This window comes from Arthrobacter sp. zg-Y238 (assembly GCF_024385525.1).
Lineage (GTDB): Bacteria > Actinomycetota > Actinomycetes > Actinomycetales > Micrococcaceae > Arthrobacter_B > Arthrobacter_B jinronghuae.
This window is the reverse complement of the sequence record NZ_JANFLU010000011.1, coordinates 96807-120220: the sequence shown is the minus strand read 5'-3', so window position 1 is coordinate 120220 and position 23414 is coordinate 96807. Positions and strand designations below refer to the sequence as shown.

At 63.3% G+C, this 23414-nt stretch carries 18 protein-coding genes and 1 pseudogene; 14 read left to right on the top strand and 5 right to left on the bottom strand.

The window, feature by feature from the left end:
- Positions 1-52: 52 nt before the first annotated feature.
- Positions 53-1585 carry a sodium:solute symporter gene (locus NNX38_RS12355; protein ID WP_255798272.1) on the top strand — a complete coding sequence of 511 codons (1533 nt, stop codon included), beginning with the start codon at positions 53-55 and terminating at the stop codon, positions 1583-1585.
- Between the two features lie 7 nt (positions 1586-1592).
- Here the strand turns inward: NNX38_RS12355 and NNX38_RS12350 are convergent, their stop codons facing one another.
- Both NNX38_RS12350 and NNX38_RS12345 read right to left on the bottom strand, forming a co-directional pair.
- Positions 1593-2762: an AI-2E family transporter gene (locus NNX38_RS12350; protein WP_255798271.1), complete on the bottom strand. Its 1170-nt coding sequence runs from the start codon at positions 2760-2762 to the stop codon at positions 1593-1595.
- 16 nt (positions 2763-2778) lie between these two features.
- Positions 2779-4566 (bottom strand): long-chain-fatty-acid--CoA ligase, encoded by a 1788-nt coding sequence (locus NNX38_RS12345; RefSeq protein WP_255798270.1) that lies wholly within the window; start codon positions 4564-4566, stop codon positions 2779-2781.
- Between the two features lie 333 nt (positions 4567-4899).
- On the opposite strand from NNX38_RS12345, the gene NNX38_RS12340 reads away from it, so the two are divergent.
- The 13 genes and pseudogenes from NNX38_RS12340 (at position 4900) to NNX38_RS12285 (ending at position 19750) form a co-directional block, all read left to right on the top strand.
- On the top strand, positions 4900-6030 hold the full coding sequence (locus NNX38_RS12340) for a VIT1/CCC1 family protein (RefSeq protein WP_255798269.1): 1131 nt from the start codon (positions 4900-4902) through the stop codon (positions 6028-6030).
- A 51-nt stretch (positions 6031-6081) separates the two neighbouring features.
- A pseudogene (locus NNX38_RS16955) lies at positions 6082-6486 on the top strand (DUF6507 family protein); the annotation flags it as partial.
- A 633-nt stretch (positions 6487-7119) separates the two neighbouring features.
- Positions 7120-7455, top strand: coding sequence for a hypothetical protein (locus NNX38_RS12335; protein ID WP_255798268.1), 336 nt, complete (start codon positions 7120-7122; stop codon positions 7453-7455).
- Positions 7452-9314, top strand: coding sequence for an alpha/beta hydrolase (locus NNX38_RS16950; protein WP_255798267.1), 1863 nt, complete (start codon positions 7452-7454; stop codon positions 9312-9314). The genes NNX38_RS12335 and NNX38_RS16950 overlap by 4 nt, the downstream gene beginning before the upstream one ends.
- Positions 9311-9895 (top strand): hypothetical protein, encoded by a 585-nt coding sequence (locus tag NNX38_RS12325; RefSeq protein ID WP_255798266.1) that lies wholly within the window; start codon positions 9311-9313, stop codon positions 9893-9895. The genes NNX38_RS16950 and NNX38_RS12325 overlap by 4 nt, the downstream gene beginning before the upstream one ends.
- Before the next feature lie 495 nt (positions 9896-10390).
- Positions 10391-11548, top strand: a complete 1158-nt coding sequence (locus NNX38_RS12320; protein WP_255798265.1) for a DUF6507 family protein — start codon at positions 10391-10393, stop codon at positions 11546-11548.
- Entirely contained in the window at positions 11545-12102 is a 558-nt protein-coding gene (locus tag NNX38_RS12315) for a hypothetical protein (protein ID WP_255798264.1), read from the top strand. The genes NNX38_RS12320 and NNX38_RS12315 overlap by 4 nt, the downstream gene beginning before the upstream one ends.
- 83 nt (positions 12103-12185) lie before the next feature.
- Positions 12186-12770, top strand: coding sequence for a hypothetical protein (locus NNX38_RS12310; protein WP_255798263.1), 585 nt, complete (start codon positions 12186-12188; stop codon positions 12768-12770).
- Between the two features lie 344 nt (positions 12771-13114).
- Positions 13115-15022, top strand: coding sequence for a BCCT family transporter (locus NNX38_RS12305; RefSeq protein WP_255798262.1), 1908 nt, complete (start codon positions 13115-13117; stop codon positions 15020-15022).
- A gap of 174 nt (positions 15023-15196) precedes the next feature.
- Positions 15197-15559 (top strand): DUF6507 family protein, encoded by a 363-nt coding sequence (locus NNX38_RS12300; protein WP_255798261.1) that lies wholly within the window; start codon positions 15197-15199, stop codon positions 15557-15559.
- Positions 15556-17358 (top strand): alpha/beta hydrolase, encoded by a 1803-nt coding sequence (locus NNX38_RS12295; RefSeq protein WP_255798260.1) that lies wholly within the window; start codon positions 15556-15558, stop codon positions 17356-17358. Before NNX38_RS12300 ends, NNX38_RS12295 begins: the two co-directional genes overlap by 4 nt.
- 83 nt (positions 17359-17441) lie before the next feature.
- Positions 17442-17942, top strand: coding sequence for a hypothetical protein (locus NNX38_RS12290; protein ID WP_255798259.1), 501 nt, complete (start codon positions 17442-17444; stop codon positions 17940-17942).
- A 254-nt stretch (positions 17943-18196) separates the two neighbouring features.
- Positions 18197-19750 carry a S9 family peptidase gene (locus NNX38_RS12285; RefSeq protein WP_255798258.1) on the top strand — a complete coding sequence of 518 codons (1554 nt, stop codon included), beginning with the start codon at positions 18197-18199 and terminating at the stop codon, positions 19748-19750.
- A gap of 66 nt (positions 19751-19816) precedes the next feature.
- Here the strand turns inward: NNX38_RS12285 and NNX38_RS12280 are convergent, their stop codons facing one another.
- The 3 genes from NNX38_RS12280 to sucC form a co-directional block, all read right to left on the bottom strand.
- Positions 19817-21223, bottom strand: coding sequence for a sugar porter family MFS transporter (locus NNX38_RS12280; protein ID WP_255798257.1), 1407 nt, complete (start codon positions 21221-21223; stop codon positions 19817-19819).
- A gap of 78 nt (positions 21224-21301) precedes the next feature.
- Positions 21302-22204, bottom strand: coding sequence for a succinate--CoA ligase subunit alpha (gene sucD, locus NNX38_RS12275; protein WP_227905829.1), 903 nt, complete (start codon positions 22202-22204; stop codon positions 21302-21304).
- A gap of 36 nt (positions 22205-22240) precedes the next feature.
- Entirely contained in the window at positions 22241-23410 is a 1170-nt protein-coding gene (gene sucC, locus NNX38_RS12270) for an ADP-forming succinate--CoA ligase subunit beta (protein WP_255798256.1), read from the bottom strand.
- Positions 23411-23414 lie beyond the last annotated feature (4 nt).

Genomic DNA, 23414 nt, shown 5'->3' with positions numbered 1-23414 from the left:
ACTTGTTGCCTGTCAGGCAATTCAAGGCCGGTTCCCTAGCTCGAGGACTGCAATGGAATACATCAACGGGACCATCGTGGTCCTTTACCTGCTGGCAATGCTGGGTTTCGGTTGGTGGGGCAAGTCCCGCACCAAGAACGTCAGCGACTATCTGGTGGCCGGCCGACGCCTGGGGCCGCTGTTTTACACCGGCACCATGGCCGCCGTCGTCCTCGGCGGGGCCTCCACCGTCGGCGGGGTGGGGCTCGGATACAAGTACGGCATCTCCGGCATGTGGCTGGTGGTCGCCATCGGCACCGGAGTCCTGCTCCTCAGCCTGCTCTTTGCCTCCACGTTGCAGAAACTGCGGATCTACACCGTGTCGCAGATGCTGTCCCTGCGCTACGGGACCGAATCCACCAAGGTTTCCTCGATCGTGATGCTGGCCTACACGCTGATGCTCTGTGCCACCTCCACCGGCGCCTATGCCACCATTTTCGTGGTCCTCTTCGGCTTTGAGCGGTGGCTGGCCATCGCCGTGGGCGGCGCCGTCGTCCTCATCTACTCCACCATCGGCGGAATGTGGTCCATCACGCTCGCCGACATGGCGCAGTTCATCATCAAGACCATCGGCGTCTTCGCCCTGATGCTGCCCTTTACGCTCTCCGCCGCCGGGGGCCTTGACGGTATCCGGGAGCGTGCCGGAGCGGAATTCTTCAGCATCACCGGTATCGGCGCGCAGAGCATCATCACCTATTTCGTGGTCTACACGCTGGGCCTGCTGATCGGCCAGGATATCTGGCAGCGGGTCTTTACGGCACGCACCCCGCTGATAGCCCGCTGGGGCGGCACCGCGGCCGGGATCTACTGCATCCTCTACGGCGTGGCTGGGGCACTGATCGGCATGGGCGCCAGCGTCGCTCTTTCCGCAGTGGAGTCCCAGGACGATGTCTACGCCGACGTCGCAATGAACCTGCTGCCGGTTGGCATCGGCGGCCTCGTCCTGGCCGCTGCAGTCGCCGCCATGATGTCCACTGCCTCGGGGGCGCTGATTGCTGCAGCCACCGTGGCTCGTACCGACGTCGTCCCCTTCGTCCGCGGATGGTTCCGCCGTGGTTCCGGCAGTTCCACCGACCGGAGCGCCGGCACCCAACCGGAGACCGGAGACGACGCCGGGGAAGACATCGCGTCCAACCGCTACTGGGTACTCGGACTGGGCGTCGTCGCAATCCTCGTGGCCATCGTGGTCCAGGACGTGGTTGCTGCGCTGACCATCGCTTACGACATTTTGGTGGGTGGACTGCTGGTGAGCATCCTGGGCGGACTGGTGTGGAAGCGCGGCACCGGACTGGGTGCAGGCGTGTCCATGGCTGCCGGAACCGTGGTGACCCTCGGAACCATGATCTACCTTGAGATCCGGGCGGCCGCCCCGTACGACGGCGTGTATGCCAACGAACCGATCTACTACGGGCTCGCCGCCTCGGCCGTTGCCTACTGCGTGGTGTCGCTGCTCTCCCGTCCCACGGCCCCCGAGGTCCGGGCAGCCTGGGAGAAACGGGTGGCCGGCACCTCCAGCGCCGAGGCGGAAGGGGTGCCGGCCGTCTAAGCGGGTACTACTTTTCCGCGGATTCCATTTCCGGCTGGTCCTCCGGATCGGGGATTTCCTTCACCTCGTCGAGATCTTCGCCGTTGTCCTCACCGGTCCAGACCTTGATCACGGCCCAGCCCACGGCGGCGATCGGGACGGCCAGGATAGCGCCGACGATGCCGGCGAGGATGGTTCCTGCGGTCAGGGCCAGCAGGATCACGAGGGCGTGGATGCTCAGGGACTTGCCCATGACCACCGGCTGCAGGAAGTTGCCCTCCAGCTGGTTCACCGCAATGATCACCACGACGACGATCAGGGCAACAACCGGTCCGTTGGCCACCAGTGCGATCAGGGCTGCGAAGACACCGGCAGCGGTGGCGCCGACCAGCGGGATGAACGAGCCGACAAACACAATCACGGTCAGCGGCAGGGCCAGCGGAACCTGCAGGATGAACAGCGCCGCACCGATGCACACCGAATCGACCAGCGCCACAATGGCGGTGCCGCGGATGTACCCGCCGAGGACCTCCATGACGCGGAAGCCGGAGAGGCGGGCCTTGTCCCGGCGGTCGCCCTCGGGGAACATGCGCAGGAAGAAGGCCCAGATCCGGTCCCCGTCCTTGAGGAAGTAGAACAGGACCACTGCCATCAGCAGGAACCCGGTGGCAAAGGTCGTGGCCGCGGAGATCCCGGCGATGGCCCCGCTGCTTACCGTGCTGCTGGTTGCAAAGTCGATAACGGCGTCCCGCGCGTTGGCGAGCATCTCCTGGTCGATCGGGAGCGGGCCGTTAAGTACAAAGTCGTAGAGCTGGTCGAAGCCTGCCACGGCCTGGTCCACCAGGTCGCCCCATTCGCTGCGGATGGCGAATACGATCCCGGTGACCAACCCGCCGAAAATCCCGAGCAGCAGCAGGAAGGACAGGCCTGTCGCCAGCGCGCTGGGCCATCCCTTGCGGCGGAGCCAGTTCACGAACGGAGCGATGGCCGCACCCAGGATCAATGCCAGCAGCACGGGAATAACCACCAGCGTGACCTGCAGCAGCCCGTAGACCGTCACCGAAACCAGAAGCAGGATCAGCAGGATCTGGGCGGAGCGCTGCCCGGCATGGCCAAGGGCGCCGCTCCAGTACCGTCCGGGTCTGGCGTGATCCGGCTGGGTATCCCGTTCAACCCTGTTAGGGCTTGATGCGCTCATGTTTGCTTCTTCCTGGTCACGGCTTGCTCTGGGAATCGGTAGGGGAATTCGTTTCTGCGGTGCCGTCGGCCTGCACGGTACCGGCGCTGCCGTTCTGCAGGCTGTCGCGGACATGCCGTCGCAGGACCTTGCCGATCAGGGACTTCGGCAACTCCTGGATCTCCACGATCCGGCGGGGCACCTTATAGGCTGCCAGCTCCTTGCGCACGAATGCCCGCAGTTCCTCCGCGTTGAAACGGGAACCGGCCTTGGGTACCACCGCTGCCACCACGTCCTCGCCGCCGCCGGAACGGAGCAGGCCGACGACGGCGACGTCGTCGACGGATTCGTGGCGCTTCAGGGCGTTTTCCACTTCCGAGGGAGACACGTTGAAGCCGCCGGTAATGATCAGCTCCTTGATCCGGTCCACGATGGTAACAAAGTGGTCCTCGTCCACGGTGACAATGTCTCCGGTACGGAACCAGCCGCCGTCGAGCAGTACCGCCTCGGTCTCCCGGGGCTTGTTCCAGTAGCCGGCAAAGACCTGCGGGCCCTTGATCAGCAGTTCGCCCCGGTGGCCCTGGGGCACATCGACGGAGGGGTGCTCGGGATCCACCACCCGGATGTCTGTCAGCGGGAAGGGCACGCCCACCGTTCCCGGTTTCCGCGACTTGGCGAACGGGTTGCCCAGCGCGATGGGAGATGTTTCAGTCAGGCCGTAGCCCTCGATCAGGAGTCCCCCGGTGGCCTCTTCCCAGATTTCGACCGTTCGGGGCGGGAGGTTCATGGCACCGGAAATGGCGGACCGGACGCCCCGAAGGGAAATGTTTTGTTCCTTGGCTCCCGCGGCCAGGCGCTCGTAAATGGGCGGTACGGCCGGGAGGAAGGTGGCCGGGGTCTTTTTCATGGCCTTGAGCGTCATGTCGACGTCGAACTTGGGGAACAGCACCACCCGGGCACCCAGGCTCATGGCGGTGGTAAGGCACAGGGTCAGTCCATAGGCATGGAACATGGGCAGCACGGCGTAGAAGGTTTCATTGCCGGGCTTCAGCCCGGGAACCCACGCCCGCCCCTGTGCCGCATTGGCCACGAGGTTGGCATGCGTCAGCATGGCGCCCTTGGGATCGGCGGTGGTTCCGCTGGTGTACTGGATGGCTGCCAGGTCCGTCGCCTCTGGACGCGGATGGCGTTTGCGCAGCGGGCGGTTGTCCAGCAGTTCCTGCCACCGCACCACGCGCCGCGGCCCGCGGGGCGGACGCTTGGAAGGGGAAAGGGCTGCCCGCGCCTCGCGCAGGGCGGGAACGGGGAGCTTCAACGCCAGCCGGTTGATCAGCGGCATGGCCGGGATCAGGTCCACCGAAACAATGCTGCGCACCGGAATATCTGCCGGCAGCTTCTGGACGTTCTCCACAACCTTGTCCCAAACCACGGCCACGGTGGCGCCGTGGTCCTCGAACTGGTGCCGCAGCTCCCTGTCCGTGTAGAGCGGGTTGTGTTCCACCACCACGGCTCCCAGACGGAGGACGGCGTAGAACGCCACCACGTGCTGCGGCGAGTTGGGCAGCACAAGTGCCACCCGGTCCCCCTTACGCACGCCGAGCTTCATCAAGCCCGTCGCCGCACGACGGATCTGGTCACCCAGTTCCTCGTAGGAAGTGGTGGCACCGAAAAACTGCAGGGCGGTCTTGGAACGGTATTTGCGGACCGAGCTCTCCACCACGTCAACGAGGGACTCATCCGGGAGGCTGAAGCCTTCCAGGACTCCCTCGCTGTAGTGGCGGGTCCAAGGGCGGGCAGGATCCGTAAGAGGGAAGTTTTTGCTCACAATCTGACTCTAGCGCCTGCCCGTCACGGACAAGAAGTCAGGGTGCTTAGGGCCCGAAACCGGGCTCGGGCGTATCGCGCATCTCCGACCGGTTCAGCCACCGGATTCGACTAGACTAGGACACGCGAAGGGGAGTAGCTCCGGTGCGGACTTGATGGGTCAGCCCAAATGGTTCAGTTTCCGCCGAGGCCTGTCGACATACTGGACGCCGCGGCGTCCCGGCAGTCCACCCGCCGGCATCCGGCCGCGGGCGAGCGAGACCTTCGGTCAGAAGAGTTGTCTTTTACTTTGAACTGACCGGATCCCCCGTTTCCGGTCCCTGTCAGGAGCACCGTGAATTCCCCTTCCTCGCCGGATCCCGCATTCAGCGATTCCAGCGTTCCTTCCAACGCCGACAAAAAACGATGGCGGCAGTATCTGGCCGATGAACAGGCCGAGGCAGCTACCTACCGGTATCTGGCTGAACGCCGGGACGGTGAGGAACGCGACATCCTCCTGGCACTGGCCGAGGCTGAGGGCCGCCACGAAGAACACTGGCGCACGCTGCTGGGCGACGACGCCGGGCGCAAGGCACGTGCTTCCTTCCGCAACCGCGTCCTCGGCCTGCTGGCCCGCCGTTTCGGCTCGGTGTTCGTGCTGGCCTTGGCGCAGCGCGCCGAGGGCCGCTCCCCCTATGCCCAGGATCCCAATGCCACCAGTGCGATGGCCGCCGATGAACAGATTCACGAGGAAGTGATCCGTGGGCTGGCCACCCGGGGACGGACCCGGCTGTCGGGGAACTTCCGTGCGGCGGTATTCGGCGCCAATGACGGGCTCGTCAGCAACCTTGCCCTCATCATGGGCATCGGCGCCACTGGAGTGTCCAGTACGTTCATCCTCATCAGCGGCCTGGCCGGCCTGCTTGCCGGAGCGTTGTCCATGGGGGCGGGAGAATATGTCTCGGTCCGGTCCCAGCGTGAACTGCTGGAGGCCTCCCGGCCCACGCAGATCACGCTGTCGGCCGCGAAGTCGCTGGATATTGACGCCAACGAGCTGGTGCTGGTGTACCGGGCACGCGGCATGACCAAGGAGGCGGCCGAACACCGTGCGGCGGAACGGATGGGCCTTTACAGCTGCGACTGCGATCCGAGTTTCTCGCTGAACCCCGAGGCGGACGCCGAAGACAAACGCGACGAGCACGAGTCCGTAGGGACGGGGCTGGGTGCTGCGGCCTCCAGCTTCTGCTTCTTCGCATCCGGTGCGGTGATTCCGGTACTCCCCTACCTGTTTGGCCTCACCGGGATGACCGCCGTCGTGCTCTCCTGCGTCTTGGTGGGCCTGGCACTGTTGATGACCGGCGCCGTCGTCGGCCTGCTCTCCGGTGCGTCGCCCCTCAAACGGGCACTGCGGCAGCTGGCGATCGGCCTTGGTGCAGCCGCCGCCACGTATCTGCTGGGCATGGTTTTCGGGACGACCGCCCTCTAGGACACGAAGCATGGGTAGTTCTCCCCATGTACGGATTCCTTCCGGCGGGTTATGTTCTTCCTGACATTCAGGGGGAACTGTCATAGTGCGGCTCTCCCGCCGCCTCGCGACTGCAGCATTCTTGCTGCGGTTCGGGGCCCGTACAAGGGGGAGAAAATGGGCGCCTATGACATAGACGCTGCAGCAGTAGGCAGGATAATCACGGACACCGAGTCCATCCTGTTGCAGAACGAGAGTCTTTACATCGACCTTCAAGACCGGATCGACGGGGTTGAAACCGCACTCGGCAAGAGTGGGGCACTCGCCGGGTTTTCGACGTTCGCTACAGAGACGGTGATGCCGGGCGCGAAGACAGTAATCACCCGAAGCGATAACGCCGTCCTGGCAACCCGGCGGGCCCTGAACGCATATGTCCAGGGCGACGAGGAGATGGTGGCGAATGCCCAGCAAGCGGCAGCGAGCATCGCGCCGCTGGCCATCGGCGCAGGAGCCGCTGCAATCTCCCGCGGCAAGTGGGAGAAGAGCGCGACTCCCGCCCCGACACCTGCCCCAGCTCCCGCGCCAGCACTAGCGCCAGCGCCGGCCCCGTCACCAGCCCCGTCACCAAGTGTGCGCCCGGTAGTTCCGGCCCCGGTTGCCCCCGCCCCGGCTGCCCCGGCCCCGACTGCCCCCGGCCCGGCAGCGGAGGCGCCGGCCGACTGCTGCGAACCCGGGTGTGACTGCTGCGGACCGAAATCCCCGGGAGATGAACACCCCACTCCTCCCGACTACATCGGCAACCCACCCCTCATTCCAGGACATCCCCTGCCCGGTCCCGTCCGAAATCTGCCGTGGTTTCCGGGTCCAGGAAACGTACTCCATCCATTGCCGGCGCCCCTCCCAGAGGCCAACCCGGGTGGACACATCGCCGAGCCTGCGCCCTATTACCCAAGCAACCCGGGTGGAAACGTACTCCATCCGCTGCCGGCGCCCCTCCCAGAGGCCAACCCGGGTGGAAACATCGCCGAGCCTGCGCCCTATCCAGGCGACCCGGGCCGCGTGTGGCCGGGAATAGACCCCGGTTTCTGGGCCGACCCTTCGGGTCCGGACTTGGAGCGTCTTCCCGGCGAAATGCCGCAGGAGATCACGAAGATGCCCGAAATCATCGACATCAAACCGACGCCGCTGCCCGAAATCATCGACATCAAACCGACGCCGCTGCCCGAAATCATCGACATCAAGCCGACGCCGCTGCCCGAAGTCATCCCTTTCGAGCCGCTGCCGGATAGGGCGCCCGGTGACTTTGGCGGCGCCGGCGTTACACCCGAACCCCTCCCCGTGCCGCGGGAAATCAACGGCATTCCAGTAGCGATTCCCCTGGTTGACCAGGCACCGTCCGACGCGGAGCCCAATAAGACGTCCCGCGGAAGGTGGGGTTTGACGTGAGCATCAATGTTGATCTGAGTGGTACTGACAACCTGCCCAACGAAGCGGCGCTGCTGGCTGCTGCCGGCAGGCTGGACAGACGCGCTGAACGTATGGCTGACACCTTGGACGACGCACAGGCCAAGTGGCAGACCGTAAATTCCTTCTACCGCGCCCCGGAAGCAAGCCTCGTGCACACGGCGATGGACAAACCACGCGACGACGGTGAGGAGATCCTGCTTGCGGTGCGCTCCTCAAAACAGGCTTTGGAAGTCTTCGCGGAAGAAATCCGCACCATCAGGGCAAAGCGCGCCGACCTCAAGACCAAAATCGCAACTGCCCAAGCGCAAGACAAGCGCGAAGCCGAGATCATCGATGGAATCGGAGAATTCGGCTTCCTCGGAGAGGCTGTCAGCAAAATCGGGTCCGTCATGGACTCCGCGGACGCTTTCATGGATCAGTTCATGCTCCAAAGGGAAGCGGACCAGCTGGCAGACGACCTGCAAAAGGCAGAGCAGGAGTGTAACCGGGCGCACAGGGCCTTGGTCCGCCCTACTGCTGATGTTCCGCCAATCAGCAAGGAAGCCCTGAACGAATGGGCTATCCAGGATGTTACCCAGGCCTACAACCGGGTGCAGAACTCCATCGGTGACCCGACTGTAGCCATGCAGCAGTATCTTGCGCTCTTGGCCGGGCTCAGGCCCGACCAAATGGATCAGTTCCTGGCCCGTAACCCAGAGGCGGCGCTCTCGCCGCCGGCTCTCGGATCGGATCCCCAGAAAAACAAGGAAGCCTGGGAGAAGCTCACGCCGGAGCAGCGCGCCGTCATTAGCCAGAAGGTGCCGTCCCTCGTAGGCAATCTGGAGGGCATTCCTTACTCAGACCGAATTGCTGCGAACAATGTGGCGCTGGACCTGGCACTGGCCCAGAAGCCGCTTCCGGATGCACAGCGGGATGTCCTGCTGGAAATAAAACATGCCGCTGACCCCGGCCGCGACGATCGGACCGTCCGAGGACTTATTTCCTTTGATCCCACGCACCCGCCGCTGGCCGCCCTGGCTATCGGAAACATGGATACTGCGGACAACGTCACATGGAATGTCCCGGGGATGGGAACGACCGCCGGGTCCATGGACGATTGGGCCAAGGGTTCACAGAACATTTACGATGCCCAGGTGAAGCTCGGCGGCGGCGAGCCGGCAGTGGTTGCCTGGATCGGTTACCACACACCAGCCATGCCGCCCTCCACCGAAGTCTTGGGCAACGCACATGCCCTAGACGGGGGTGAGCGGCTCGCCTCATCGCTGAATGGCTTCAACGCTGCCAGCGACGGCCGTGATGCCTATGTTTCGGTTGCAGCGCACTCCTACGGCACAACGACCACTGCCTACGGCTTGACCGGGATTGATTTTGACGTGGACTCCGTGGCTTTTTATGGCTCCGCGGGCCTGGACGATACGGCTGTGGCGGACATGCGCATTAAAGATGGTCCCGGGGGACAGCCGGCGTTGTTTGCTACCCAAGCCACTCAAGACGACGTCGCATCGCTTGGTCGGTCCTCAGGTCGCACCAACCCGCTGGGGGACGGTTTCGGGTCACATGAATTCAGTTCGGAGGGGGACGCAGAGCGGGAGCTCAAGCAGACCCTGGGACACTCCGTCCTCGGGGAGGACGGTGACAAATGGAATCCCATGCACACCTACGATAAACATGGGTATCTGGACGTTGGAACACAGAGCCTGGATTCCATCGCCAAGATTACAACCGGAAACGGTGATGAGGTCCTAGAGCGCGAGGAAGAATTAGCGGATACTTCGAAAGCCTTTGAAGAGAGACGGTCTGAGATGCCTTATTACCCGCACAGTTTTGGCAGACGATGAACCGGCTGACCCTGGCGGTTGGCTCGATCGCCCTTGCCCTAGCCCTAACGGTGGCCGGCTGCGCCACCCCGTTCGATTCAGAGGACACCATGAAAAGTGAAAACAGCGAAGCCGTGGATCAGTCCCGGCCTGCCTCGGAGCTGCTCGCCAGGATGCTGGAGCTAAGCGATGAAACCACCAAGGTCCACGGTGGACAGTGGACCTATTCCAATGATGCACGTTCCGCCTGGGACGGTACGAAAACGAGCGGGTATATCGCGGATACCTGTACGAGGCTGAAGCCCGGAAGCGGCGAGAAGCGCGCGTACCGCTACAGTTCGATGATCATGGGCCCCGCGGTGGAAGACCCGGAAGCCGCCATGGACAAGTATGTCTCCCATTTCGAACAGCAGGGATTCACCGAAACCAACCGCTACGATTCCCCAGTGCCCAAGTCCCTGGGACCGGGGTACTACATCATGGTTACCCTTCAGGACGACGAGGGAAGCACATTGGTTTACCAGGCCGGCACCCATCTCAGCAGCCTGAGCTACGAAGGGCCATGTTCCTATGACCCTGCAATGGAATTCCGGACCACCTAGAAGACGACCACATAACAATTCGAAGAGCCGCTGCTCTCCTTGCCGTCCAAGCCAGCGGCTGAACTACTTCAACAGATGCTTGTGCTCAGCGACGAATCCACCCGCGTCCACGGCGGGCTACTACATCATGGTTACCCTTGAGGATCCCGAGGATAACGCGTTGATTTACCAGGCAGGCAACCACCTCAGCAGCCTGTCCTACGAGGGCCCGTGTTCCGAGGATCCCAACATGCGGGTGCCAAAAACCTAACGGTCTAGGGGGTCCCGGCGCCCATCACTTCGGTGCAGCCGCCGCCACGTATCTGCTGGGCATGGTTTTCGGGACGACTGCCCTCTGGGACACGCGTACATGGGTAGTTCTCCCCATGTACGGATTGCTTCCGGCGGGTTATGTTCTTCCTGACATTCAGGGGGAACTGTCATAGAGCGGATCTCCCGCCGCCTCGCAACTGCAGTCGTCAGCCTGCCGTTCGGGGCCCGTACAAGGGGGAGAAAATGGGCGGCTATGACATAGACGCTGCACCAGCGGGCGGGATCATCAGTGAGACCGAAGCACTACTGCAGCCAAACGAAACCGTGGCCGCCGAGGTGCAGAACTTCGTCGGCACAATTGAGGCGGCGCTCGCAGACAGCCCGGCGCTGGCCTCGTTTTCGCACTACGCCAGGGAAATGCTCCTGCCGGATATCGACGCTTTGGCGACCAGATCGGCAAACGCCATCCTGGCCACTCGACGGGCCCTGAGCGAATATGCCGCCGGCGATTATGAGATGGTTGCCACCGCCCAGCAGGCGGCTGCGAGCCTCGGCATTTTGACACCCCCTCCGGAGGCGGGGCCGGCGGACCCCGCCCCGTCTGCCGAGCCGTCGCCTGATTCGGCTCCTGCGGCCCACATACCGGCCCCGGCTACACCGCTGCATCCGATGCCCGCCCCGATCCCCGAGCTCGGCAACGCAGACCCTGACGCTGACAAAGTGCGCCCGGCCAAGAACCTGCTCCTCACCCTCGACATCGGGCCAGAAAAAACGCCCGGCGAAAAGATCAGGTTCGCCAAGAATCTGCTCCTCCACGTCGAGTACATAAAGCCCCGGTACGAGCCCGGCGAACGGTTGCCATTCGCCAGGAGTCTCATCCTCTATATGGATAAATGGGGCAACAAGTGGGGACCGGGCTTTCCCGATCCACCCGTATACCGCACGCTGCCGGGGATCGTCGAGCTCGATCCGCCGGAGGTAGGGATCCCGATCCCCGAGACCGGCAGCCCCGAGCCCAAAGCCGGCGGCAACCCACCGCCCATGGCCGATAACTGGCTGCTTCGCATCCCGGAAGACGAGCTTCGGGACCTCAAGGACCGGCGCTTTCCTGACCCACCCTTCGCCACACCGCTGCCCGACTTCCGCCCAGTGCCCGACGTCGGCTTCCCCGAAGACCCACCCGTATACCGCACGCTGCCTGGTGTGTTCGAACCACCACTGCCTGTGCTCCCCAACCCGGATTTGCCGGTTACGGTGCCTCCGATCAGCGGGGACACTCCCGGGCCTGCACCGGTCGTAAATGAAGAAATTCCAGTAGTCGAACTATTTTCGCGAGCCGACGAGGTACCCACCGAATCAGCTCCCAGCCCGGCTCCCCGGGGAAGGTGGGGTTTGACATGAGCATCACAGTGGACCTGAGCGGGACGGATAAACTGCCCGACACCAGCGAAATCCCCAGCGCCGCCCGTGATCTGGGGGCACGCATTGCCCAGATGACCAACGCTTATGGCAATGCCCAGATGAAGTGGTGGTCCCTTACGGATCACTATCGTGCGCCGGAGCAGACGCTCGTTTACACCGCCATGGATGAGCCTCGGAATGCCAGCGCGGAGATCGCCGATGGGGTTGGGTCGTCTGTTAGTGCCCTCGAAGCCTTCGCGGAAGCAGTTGAGGCAATCAAGCTAAAGAGGGCTGCACTCCAGGCAGACATTCTCCAGGCCCAACAGGCGGATGCCACGGAAGACGCCAAGCGCAGCGAGGACCGCACCCACCATGTCCTGGGCGATCTCTTTGACATGGGTGAGGACCTGGTGATTCAACTGCGTCTTCAGCAGCGGGCGGATGCGCTCACGGAGGAACTCCGTGTAGCTGAAGACGCCTGCATTCGGGCCCACTCAGCAATGTTCACAAGAAACACGCGGGATGTGGTTTCCGTGTACGGCGAGGATCAATGAAGCTTTCCCTGGCGGGTTTGCTGTTGCTCACCGTAGCCCTCCCGGGCTGCGCCGCGCCGCTCGGACGCCAACGGGATGGCACTATGGACGCTCAAACGAAAAACCAATCCCGGTCCGTCTCCCGAAGAGCCGCCGTCCTTGCCGCGACCCTGTGCCTCGCCCTTACCGGCTGCATGATGCCTTTGGGCGAAAAAAACCCCCGCGATTCGCAGAGCTCGTCCAAGCCAGCCGCCGAACTGCTTCAGCGCATGATGGAACTGACTGAAGAGACTGTTCAGCTCCACGGCGGCCGGTGGGTCCATGGCGACCCCGAGGAGACTGTTTGGGATGCCAACGACCCCAGTGCGCTCCAAGGCATCCCGTGCTCTGGTCCTGGGAAAACGTACCGGTATGACAACATGATTTTTGGACCCGCAGTGGACGATCCGGCGGCCGCGGTGGACAAGTATGTTTCACACTTCGAACAGCAGGGCTTCGTGGAAACCAACCGGTACAACGCTGACGTGCCGGCAGATATCGGCTCCGGCTACTACATCATGCTGACCCTCGCAGACAAAGAGGGAAACATCCTGTTTTACCAGGCGGGCAACCATCTCAGCACCGTCTCCGTCGAAGGTCCCTGCACGGATGATCCTGCGATGAAAATCCGCCCCAGCCGCGAACCGTAACAGCTTCACCTCAGCGTCCGTGACCCGACGCACAGTGCAGGGTGGCCTCAAGCACAGCTACCAGATACGGCGCCGGAGAACAGTGCGCAAGCGCCCGCGCGGCGTTCTCCCGGGACGCTGTCCAATTTGACTTGGTGCGCCGCAGGCCGCGAGTCTGGAACTAACACACTTGCGAATTATGTAAAGGGACGCAGAAGCTAGGCAGCGTTACTTTATCGATTCCGGTGGACGGTGAACCGTCCACCACACGCTCAAATAAAGAGTGGCTGCCATTCTGCCTGCCCGGGTCCTCCAAGGAGGGCTCGGGCCCTTTTGCGCTGACATGCTGACATAAGGAAGGCCCTATGGCTACCACAGAAGGTCCACCGCGCGACGCCGGGAGACACGCAGCTGACCCCGGCGCCCCGGTTCCCGCCACTACCCACTCCTCCGTTGTCACGGAGGATCCCTCCACTTCGTCGATGCCCATAGTGGAGCAGGAACACGAACTCGTCCAGCAGCTGATCGAGGGACAGCGCGAGCAGGAAGCGGCGCTCAGGCTCGGCGTATCTGCGAAGCTCGACAAGGTGATCTTCGCCATCACCGGTGCCCTTGCGCTGGCGTTCATTGCGTGGGGCTTCTTCGGGACAGACAGCCTGTCCTCCGTCTCCTCGACGGCATTGGACTGGGTCATCACCAACGCGGGCTGGTTCTTTGTGCTCCTTGCCTCGTTCCTCGTGGTTTACGTGATCTGGCTGGCTGTGGGACGCTACGGCAAGATTCCCCTGGGCCAGGACGGCGAGGAACCGCAGTTCAAGACGATCTCCTGGATCTCCATGATGTTCGCCGCCGGCATGGGCATCGGCCTGATGTTCTACGGCGCGGCCGAGCCCCTGTTCTACTACATCTCCCCTCCCCCCGGCACCGTTGACGGCCAGACCCCTGAGGCCCTGCAGACCGCCATGGGTACATCGCTGTTCCACTGGGGCCTGCATCCGTGGGCCATGTACGCCGTTGTCGGCATTGCCATGGCCTACGGCACCTACCGTCTCGGCCGCCGTCAGCTGATTTCCTCGGCCTTCACCTCGCTCTTCGGCGTCAAGCGGGTGGAAGGCCCGCTGGGCAAGGTGCTGAACATCTTCGCCATCTTCGCGACCCTCTTCGGCACCGCCGCTTCGCTGGGCCTCGGCGCCCTGCAGATCGGCAGCGGCCTGCAGTCCGTTGGTTTCCTCGGGACCGCAGGAACCACGGTCCTTGTTGCGATCGTCGCGATCCTGACCGGCTGCTTCGTGGCGTCCGCCGTTTCGGGCATCTCCCGCGGCATCCAGTGGCTGTCCAACATCAACATGGTCCTCGCGCTGGTGCTGGCCGCCATCGTTTTTGTTGTTGGGCCGACCCTGTTTATCCTCAACGTCATTCCGGCAGCCATCGGTGACTACGCCACCAACCTGGCACAGATGGCCTCCCGCACGGAGGTGTCAGGCGACGAATCCATGCGCGCCTGGCTCTCCAGCTGGACCATCTTCTACTGGGCCTGGTGGCTGTCCTGGACACCGTTCGTCGGTATGTTCATTGCCCGCATCAGCCGCGGCCGCACCATCCGCCAGTTCGTCACCGGCGTGCTGGTGGTTCCTTTCGTTGTCAGCGTGGTCTGGTTCTCCATCTTCGGCGGCGCAGCGATCGGTACGCAGCAGGAAGCGGCAGCCAACGGCACACCCGGACTCACCACAATGGTCGACGGCGAACCCACCATTGATTTCGACGGCTCGCTGTTCGATCTGATTGCAGCCCTCCCCATGCCGAACCTCCTCGCCGCTGCGGTGGGCATCCTTGCCATGGTCCTGGTGGCCATCTTCTTCGTCACCGGAGCGGATTCGGCCTCCATCATCATGGCGTCGCTGAGTTCCAACGGGGCCGAGCACCCGTCCCGCGGCGTCGTTATCTTCTGGGGCGTCCTCACCGGCGCCGTGGCGGCGGTGATGCTGCTGGCAGGCGGCGATGACCCTGCCGAGGCACTGGACGGCCTGCAACGGATCACCATTGTGGCCGCGCTGCCCTTCGCCGTGGTAATGCTGCTGATGACCATCGCCCTCGCCAAGGACCTGGCCAAGGACCCGCTGTCACTGCGCCGCCGGCTTGCCGTTTCCGTGGTGGACCGGGCCATCCAGGCCGGCGTGGAGGAACACGGTTCCTCCTTCGATCTGCACACCACAGAGCACGACGACGGCCCGGACGCCGGGCCAGCCAACGCCACGGCGGCTGAACATAAGTAGCCGGAATTCGGAGGCCTTGAATAAAAGGCCGTAATCGATACAGGAAGGTCCCTGAACAGAACGTGCTGGGACCTTCCTGTATTTTGCATCGTCTTAGCATGGGCAGAACTACCCATGTCCATCGGTAGCGGATTCTGTATTCTCACTGAAATCACTTCAAATGCGGGGGAAACCATGAGAATCGATATTCGTGTACCGGAGGTCCGGAGCCTGCTCGGCGACACCGGTGCGGATTTGGAAGACTTGGAAACCGAACGGACCCGGTTGACGGATGCTGCATCCCGCCTGCAGGAGGCGCTCACCGGCTGCACAGGCCTGGATACCGGGATTTCACGGGTCCATGAGGAGGTTTTCCGTCCGGATGCAACCGACATCATGATTCGATGCAACAACGCGGTCCAAGGCACCGGACAAGCGGTGTCCGCCTATCTTGCCGGTGACACGGAGATGGTCCAGAACGCCCAATCTGCTGCGGCCTCAGGCGAATTCCCAACGCAGACCCAGTACGGCGTCCGCCATGCGCAGGCCGTCGCATGATCCGCGCACTGTCTGTCGATACGCTCATGCTGCGCAACCTGCCGCCCGCGGAACCAATTCAGGACGCCGCGGCGGAATTGCTGTCCTCGGCAACCCAATTCAGCGAAGCGATCACCTCCGTGCGCAACAAATGGTCCGCATTGGATGGGTTGTACTCGGCACCCGAACGGGAACAGGTCCTCCAAGCGATGGACACACCGTCCCAGCAATCTGGCGAGCATCTGGAAAATGTATCGACTGCTGCCAAGGCGTTGAATGTCTTGGCAGCCGAACTGGCAGATATCGATACCGCGCGCATTGCCGTCGAGGATGAGGCCGAGGCTGAGGACGCGAGGCTCCGCCCGGAAGTCGAAGAAATCCATAATGATAACCCGGACCGTGCCCACGCTATGTGGGATGACGCACGAGCTGCATTGCAGGCCAAGATAACGCAGCTTGAACATCGCTACGAGGCTGCCCGGGCCACGTGTGAGGCTGCGCTCGGTGATATCGTCCGCGTGTCCTCCCACGTCGTCTCAACCTACGACTCACCGTACATGGATCTGGAGTCCGAGGGCGCCGCGGATCTGACCGCTTCCTTCGCGAACGCCACCAAACCGGACGCAACTGACGAGGATGTTGCCGCGTTCTACCGGCTGCTCGGGGAAATGGGTCCCGCACAGCTCGCGGCCTTCGCTGCAGCCGTGCCCGCGGCCTCGCTGTTCGTGAAGGGCATGGGCGCCTATCAGGAAGCCTCATTCTGGAAGTCCCTGACACCCGCCCAACGTGACGGTCTGGCTAAGTCCATGCCAGGTTTGGTGGGCAATTTGGAGGGCGCTCCATACGCAGTCCGGGACCAGGCTAACCGGAAGGTCCTGGAGGAGGTCCTTTTACCCGGTCACGATGCAACGGAAGAGCAACGGGAGGCCTATCGCTCTATCTGGAACGCACTGGGTGGCGACGCGCAGGAGGCGGAAAAGAAAGACGGTAAACCTCACAAAATGCTGATTTCCTTTGAGCCGGGCCATGATCATCCGCTTGCTGCAATAGCCGTCGGAGACCTGGATGAGGCCAGCAACACCACTTATTTGGTTCCGGGGATGGATAACTATTCCACAGGTATGGGATCCCTGGTCAACGACGCGGGCTTGTTGTTGAAAGAGCAACAGGTGGCTAAGCCGGGGACTACCAGTGCGGTTGTGGCCTACATGGGGTACGAGACCCCCGGCCTTACTGATGTCGTCGGCGACAACCATGCTGACCGCGGAGCCCCGGATTTCGCTAATGCCCTGGATGGCCTTCACCTCACGCGGACCGCTGACGGGCTTCCCGCACCCGTTGTGAATGTACTGGCTCACTCCTATGGGACGACCATGACGACCAAAGCACTAGGCATAACCCTGTATCCAATCAACTCTGCGGTTTTCATTGGATCAGCCGGGGTCGAGGAACACATCACGGCCGAGGATCTGAACGTGGACCGCGGCGCGGATGGCCGCCGAGATATTTACGTGAGCACGGCGGAAGCAGACGAGTTGGCCACCTTCGGTATCGACGCAACTGAATTTATTGCCTACTACAACTCTGGCCAAGGCCTCGACACATTGGACGAAATCCGGGTCGATCCTACGGACGAAGAGTGGGGAGGAAAAGGCTTCACTTCGGACGGTTTCATCACACCAGACGGCGAGGTGTTGTTGCCCACGGAAGAGCATCACCTCTCTGAATACCTCAAGGAGGATTCCAGTAGCCTTCGGGGTATTGTCCTGGCTACTACCGGCGACGGTTGGCAGCTTGTAAACGAGAGCGACGGGCAGTGAACCGAAACCGGCGTAATGGCACGGCATTGATTTGTATTTTCTTAGCGGCCGGACTCGCCGCCTGCACCGAAGGAACTTCTGATATGGAACCACAAGTGAACAGCAGCCAGGCGGCCGTCCTCGATACCAATCGGACGTCGCGCGAGATCTTCGATGACTTCATGGCAACTTCGGACGCAGCCATCCAAGCCACTGGAGCCCTGGAAGGATGGCGATTTACAGATGAAGCACCGTGGTCGCCGGTGCACGAACAGCCGATCCTCGCAGAGACATGTGGAGAAGGGGATAACACTACCGGCCCGTGGCACTTTGAGCATGTGCTGCTGGGTGAGCCCGCTGAGAATCCGGAGGCCGACAGGGACCAAATGCGCCGGTATCTGGAGAGCCAGGGCATGGAAATAACTGCTCAATTCCAACCAGAACCGCACGAACCAGCGCATGCTCCGTGGACGGTCTCTGGAAAATCCCCGGACGGAGTGAAAATCAAATATTCAAGCAATCATTTGGGACGGGGATTTATTGTCACGAGTGAGTGTTCCAGCCATCCGTCGATGCAGGAAGTAGTCTCACCCACCACGCCGTAAACGCCGGCTGTGGCCGGTGTTTCTCATAGTCCGCCTCTATGCGGGGCTAACCGCATGCTCCGCGGACCGGGGGAATACACAACCGGAACCTGCTTTTATCCCTGCCCCAGTGCCGGCGCAATAGCTAGCCGTGAAACTCGTCCGCCGATGTCTGGATTCCCCCAGTTCCTTGCACCCCCGCGATTCTCCTCATAGTCTGCGGAAAGTTACCGCCCGGTAACCACTCGCGCTTTCCCGCAGACAATGAGGTCACCATGAGGAAACATCTGGGCATCTTGGCGGTGTCCGCCGCGCTTTTGGGTTCATCCCTGGCCGCGGCGCCCGCCGTCGCAGCACCGACTGTCGCTGCACCCGCACCTGCCAGCCGCACCGACGTCGTTATCACCAGCTTTGACGGCACCCCCATCCACACGAACTTCTTCCCCGCCACCGGTCTTGCGGCCGGACAACAGGCACCCACTGTGATGGTGGGCCCCGGGTTCGGGCTGCCCGGCGGGCGTATCCCGCTGTCTTCCACCAGCACGCTGATCGGCTCCATCGGTATCGCTCCCCTGCGCGACGCCGGCTACAACGTGGTGACCTGGGACCCCCGCGGTTTCGGGCTCAGCGGCGGCGAGGCCTACGTCAACAATCCCGCCTATGAGGGCAGGGACGGATCCGCGATCATCGACTACATTGCCGCCCAGCCCGAAGCTCAACTGGAGTCCCCCGGCGACCCCGTACTCGGCATGGCAGGGGCGTCCTACGGCGGCGGCATCCAGTTTGTCCTCGCCTCCCAGGACCAGCGCGTGGACGCCATCACCCCGACCATCGCCTGGAATGACCTGACCACCAGCCTGTACAAGGCCGGCTCGTTCAAGACCGGCTGGGGCGCCCTGCTCTGCGCCGAGGGGACGGCGCTGGGACAGCTGGGCTCCCTCGTGGGCAACCAGGGCGCCCTTGCGGCACCGGTCCGCAAGGCCTGCCAGGAAGGCCTGACCTACCCCAACCAGCTCAGCGCCGAGTCCATTGCATACTTTGAATCGCTGACCCCGGACACCATGTTCACCTCGATTACGGCGCCCACCCTGATCATCCAGGGCACGGCGGATACGCTCTTCACGCTGGATGAGGCCCGACGCAACTATGACCTCATCCGCGGCACCGGCACGCCCACCAAGATGCTGCAGTTCTGCGGCGGCCACGGGCTGTGCAATTCCGCTGCCGGACCGGACCGGATCACCCCCGCAGTGCTGAACTGGTTTGCCCGCTACCTGCGGAACGAACCGGTGGACACCGGCGCGGCCTTCCAGTTCATCGACCAGGCCGGCGTGACCCGCGGAGCGCCGGGCTACCCGCAGGCCACCGGCGCCCTGACCGGCACCGGGAAGGGGTCAATCATCCTCTCCCCCGCCGCCATCAGCGGGGCAGTCGTGGCAGCCGCCGTCGCTCCGGTGGCCGTCAACGTCCCCATCAGCGCCCCCACGGTGACGACGTCCGTCTTCGGCGCACCGCAGCTGACGCTGACCTACCGCGGCTCGGCCCGGCAGGTGAACACCCATGTCTATGCCCAGATCATTGATCGGTCCCGCTCCTCCCTCGTGCTGGGCAACCAGGTCACACCGATTCCGCTGATCCTGGACGGGAAGGAACACACCCTGACCATCCCCTTGGAAGAGGTTTCCTACACCGCCGGCCCAAATACCCGGCTGGTCCTGCAGGTCACGCCCGCCACCTCCGTCTACGCACTGCCGAAGGCGACGGCGCTGACCAGCTTCACCGCGTCTGTCACGGTTCCAACCGTGGCCGCCTACCCCGCGATCCCCTAGCGTCGAACAACGAAGAAGGGAACCAGCCGCCGGCTGGTTCCCTTCTTCGTGTGTGCACCCAGGCTCTTACTTCGTACCGACTGCCCGGAGCTGTTCTTCCACCTGTTCCAGGCTCTGCCCCCGGGTCTCGGGGACGAAGCGGCGGACAAACACCAGCGCCAGCAGGCCCAGCACCACGAAGATGAAGAAGGTCTTCGAGATGCCGATGGCGTCCATCAGGATCGGGAAGGAGAAGCCGACGGCGAAGTTGGTCATCCACTGCACGAAGACCGACAGGCCGATGCCCAGGCCGCGGACCTTCAACGGGAAGATCTCCGAGAGCATCAGCCAGGTCACCGGCGAAACGGCGCCCTGCTGGAAGGCCAGGAACGTGACCGTCAGGGCCAGGATGAGGTAACCGCGGACGCTGCCTTCGGTGACGAAGATGGATACCAGCCCGATCAGCAGCAGCGAGGACCCGGTGCCGATCAGTCCGGTCATCAGCATGTGCCGACGGCGGACGCGGCCCAGCAGCCAGATGCCGACGATAGCCGCTGCCACGGACACCACACCGTTGGCAATGTTGGCGGTCAGCGCCGCCTCGGTACCGAAACCGGCGTCGGCAAGGATCTGCGTGCCGTAGTACATGATCGCGTTCACGCCGGTGATCTGCTGAACGATGGACAGCCCCATACCGATCAGCAGCACCCGCAGCAGCCAGGGTTCCGCGAAGTCCCGCAGCGTACCTGCCTGTCCTGATTCCTTTTCCGCCAGGCCGCGCACTTCGTTATGTTCGGCCTGCGCGTCCGCCTCGCTGCGGATGCGGCGGAGCGCCGCGAGCGTTTCGGCAAAGCGCCCCTTGGAGGCGAGCCAGCGCGGGCTTTCGGGAACAAACGCGATGCCGATCCACAGGGCAATGGCAGGCAGGGTGGCCACTACCAGCATCCAGCGCCAGACCCCTTGGTCTTCACCCCAGATGTTGCCGATCACCGCGTTGGCAACAAAGGCGACCAGCTGGCCCGTGACAATCATGAGCTGGTCGCGGGTAACCATCTGGCCGCGGCGTTCCGCCGGCGCGAGCTCGGCCAGGAAAACGGGCACCAGCGCCGAAGCACCGCCCACGGCCAGGCCGAGCACAATCCGGGACAGCACCATGACGGCGATCGTTGGTGCCAGGGAGGTGCCGAGGGTTCCAATCAGGAAGACGACGGCGAGTCCCATCAGGATCCGGCGCCGGCCGAACCGATCGGTCAGCTTCCCGGAAATAGCCCCGCCAAACGCCGCGCCAAAGAGCAGGCTGGAGGTGATCAGGCCTTCGGTGAAGGGGGTCAGGCCCAGATCGTCTTCCATGTACGGCAGGGCGCCGTTGATGACACCGGTATCGTAGCCGAACAGGAAACCGCCAAGGGTGACGATCCAGGAGGCACGGCGAAGCGCGCGTCTGTGCGGGGAAGCCTTGGGAGCCCGGTCGGGGCCATTTACTGTGGTGGACATTTGCGACTTTCGTGGCTGGGACGCACAAAACCCCCGTCCAGCGGAGAAATCCGTTGGACGGGGGTGTGCAGGGACGAGCTAGAGGGCTGCGTAGACTTCGCGCAGCAGCGTAGCGGTCTCGGACGGCGTCTTGCCGACCTTCACGCCCGCGGCCTCGAGGGCTTCCTTCTTGGCCTGTGCCGTTCCGGCGGAACCGGAAACGATGGCACCGGCATGGCCCATGGTCTTACCTTCGGGAGCCGTGAAGCCCGCCACGTAGCCGACAACCGGCTTCGTGACGTTGGCCTTGATGAACTCAGCGGCACGCTCTTCGGCGTCGCCGCCGATTTCGCCGATCATCACGATGGCCTTGGTTTCGGGATCCGCTTCGAAGGCAGCGAGTGCATCAATGTGGGTGGTGCCGATGACCGGGTCGCCGCCGATGCCGATGGCGGTGGAGAAGCCAAGGTCACGCAGCTCGTACATCATCTGGTAGGTCAGGGTGCCGGACTTGGAGACCAAGCCGATGGGGCCCTTGCCGGTGATGTTGGCGGGCGTGATGCCGACCAGTGCTTCGCCGGGGGTGATGATGCCGGGGCAGTTCGGGCCGATGATGCGGGTGACCTGGTTGCCGTCGGCGTCCACCTTGGACTGGGCGTGGGCCCAGAACTCGGCGGAATCCTGTACCGGAACGCCTTCGGTGATGACGACGACGAGGCCGATGCCGGCGTCGATCGCTTCCATTACGGCGTCCTTGGTGAAGGCCGGCGGTACGAAGACGATGGAGACATCGGCGTCGGTCTTGTCGATGGCCTCGGCAACGGTGCCGAAGACAGGCAGTTCAACGTCGCCGTGGGTGACGGTGGTGCCGGCCTTGCGGGCGTTCACGCCGCCGACAACCTGGGTGCCGGCCTTGAGCATCAGGGCGGTGTGCTTGGTGCCTTCGCCGCCGGTGATGCCCTGAACGATGACCTTGGAGTCCTTGTTCAAGTAGATAGACATAGGTGGGTTCTCTCTTCTAGGTTTCGACAGGCTCGGTTAGCGAGCAGCGTGAGCGAGCTCGGCGGCCTTGTCGGCGCCTTCGTCCATGGTGGTGGCCAGGGTGACCAGCGGGTGGTTGGCCTCGGCAAGGATGCGGCGGCCTTCCTCGACGTTGTTGCCGTCGAGACGGACGACCAGCGGCTTGTTGGCTTCGTCGCCCAGGATTTCCAGGGCCTTGACGATGCCGTTGGCCACGGCGTCACAGGCGGTGATTCCGCCGAAGACGTTGACGAACACGGACTTGACCTGGGAGTCATTCAGGATGACGTCCAGGCCGGCGGCCATGACGGAGGCGGAGGCGCCGCCGCCGATGTCCAGGAAGTTGGCCGGCTTCACGTTGCCGTGATTTTCGCCGGCGTAGGCGACGACGTCGAGGGTGGACATAACCAGGCCTGCACCGTTGCCGATGATGCCCACTTCGCCGTCCAGCTTGACGTAGTTGAGGTCGTTTTCCTTGGCCTTGGCCTCGAGCGGATCCGCGGCGTCCTTGTCTTCCAGCGCGGCGTGGCCGGGCTGGCGGAAGTCGGCGTTTTCGTCGAGGGAGACCTTGCCGTCGAGGGCCAGGATCTCACCGTTGCCGGTCTTCACCAGCGGGTTGACCTCAACGAGGGTGGCGTCTTCCTTGGTGAAGACATCCCACAGCTTGATGATGGCGTTCATAACGCCTTCGTGCAGCTCGGGGGCGAACCCGGCGGCGTCGACGATCTCTGCGGCCTTGGCGGAGTCAATGCCGACGGCGGGGTCAACGGCAATGCGGGCGAGTGCGTCGGGACGCTCCACGGCCAGCTGCTCGATCTCCATGCCGCCCTCAACCGAGCACATGGCCAGGTAATTGCGGTTTGCGCGGTCCAGCAGGACCGAGAAGTAGTATTCCTCGGCAATGTCGGCACCCTGGGCAATCATCACCGTGTTAACAGTGTGGCCCTTGATGTCCATGCCGAGGATGTTGGATGCGTGCTCGAAAGCTTCATCGGCGGTCTTGGCAACCTTCACGCCGCCGGCCTTGCCTCGGCCACCAACCTTGACCTGCGCCTTGACGACTACAACGCCGCCGATCTTCTCAGCAGCAGCTTTGGCTTCTTCAGGAGTGTGCGCCACGATTCCGGCGAGCACGGGTACACCGTGCGCCTCAAACATATCGCGCGCCTGATATTCAAACAGGTCCACGGGC

What these genes read in the sequence shown, in the direction of transcription:
- NNX38_RS12355 (WP_255798272.1), top strand. Translation starts at nt 53, where the DNA reads ATGGAATACATCAACGGGACCATCGTGGTCCTTTACCTGCTGGCAATG.
- NNX38_RS12350 (WP_255798271.1), bottom strand. Translation starts at nt 2,762, where the DNA reads ATGAGCGCATCAAGCCCTAACAGGGTTGAACGGGATACCCAGCCGGAT.
- NNX38_RS12325 (WP_255798266.1), top strand. Translation starts at nt 9,311, where the DNA reads ATGAACCGGCTGACCCTGGCGGTTGGCTCGATCGCCCTTGCCCTAGCC.
- NNX38_RS12320 (WP_255798265.1), top strand. Translation starts at nt 10,391, where the DNA reads ATGGGCGGCTATGACATAGACGCTGCACCAGCGGGCGGGATCATCAGT.
- NNX38_RS12315 (WP_255798264.1), top strand. Translation starts at nt 11,545, where the DNA reads ATGAGCATCACAGTGGACCTGAGCGGGACGGATAAACTGCCCGACACC.
- NNX38_RS12310 (WP_255798263.1), top strand. Translation starts at nt 12,186, where the DNA reads ATGGACGCTCAAACGAAAAACCAATCCCGGTCCGTCTCCCGAAGAGCC.
- NNX38_RS12305 (WP_255798262.1), top strand. Translation starts at nt 13,115, where the DNA reads ATGGCTACCACAGAAGGTCCACCGCGCGACGCCGGGAGACACGCAGCT.
- NNX38_RS12300 (WP_255798261.1), top strand. Translation starts at nt 15,197, where the DNA reads ATGAGAATCGATATTCGTGTACCGGAGGTCCGGAGCCTGCTCGGCGAC.
- NNX38_RS12295 (WP_255798260.1), top strand. Translation starts at nt 15,556, where the DNA reads ATGATCCGCGCACTGTCTGTCGATACGCTCATGCTGCGCAACCTGCCG.
- NNX38_RS12290 (WP_255798259.1), top strand. Translation starts at nt 17,442, where the DNA reads ATGGAACCACAAGTGAACAGCAGCCAGGCGGCCGTCCTCGATACCAAT.
- NNX38_RS12285 (WP_255798258.1), top strand. Translation starts at nt 18,197, where the DNA reads ATGAGGAAACATCTGGGCATCTTGGCGGTGTCCGCCGCGCTTTTGGGT.
- NNX38_RS12280 (WP_255798257.1), bottom strand. Translation starts at nt 21,223, where the DNA reads ATGTCCACCACAGTAAATGGCCCCGACCGGGCTCCCAAGGCTTCCCCG.
- sucD (WP_227905829.1), bottom strand. Translation starts at nt 22,204, where the DNA reads ATGTCTATCTACTTGAACAAGGACTCCAAGGTCATCGTTCAGGGCATC.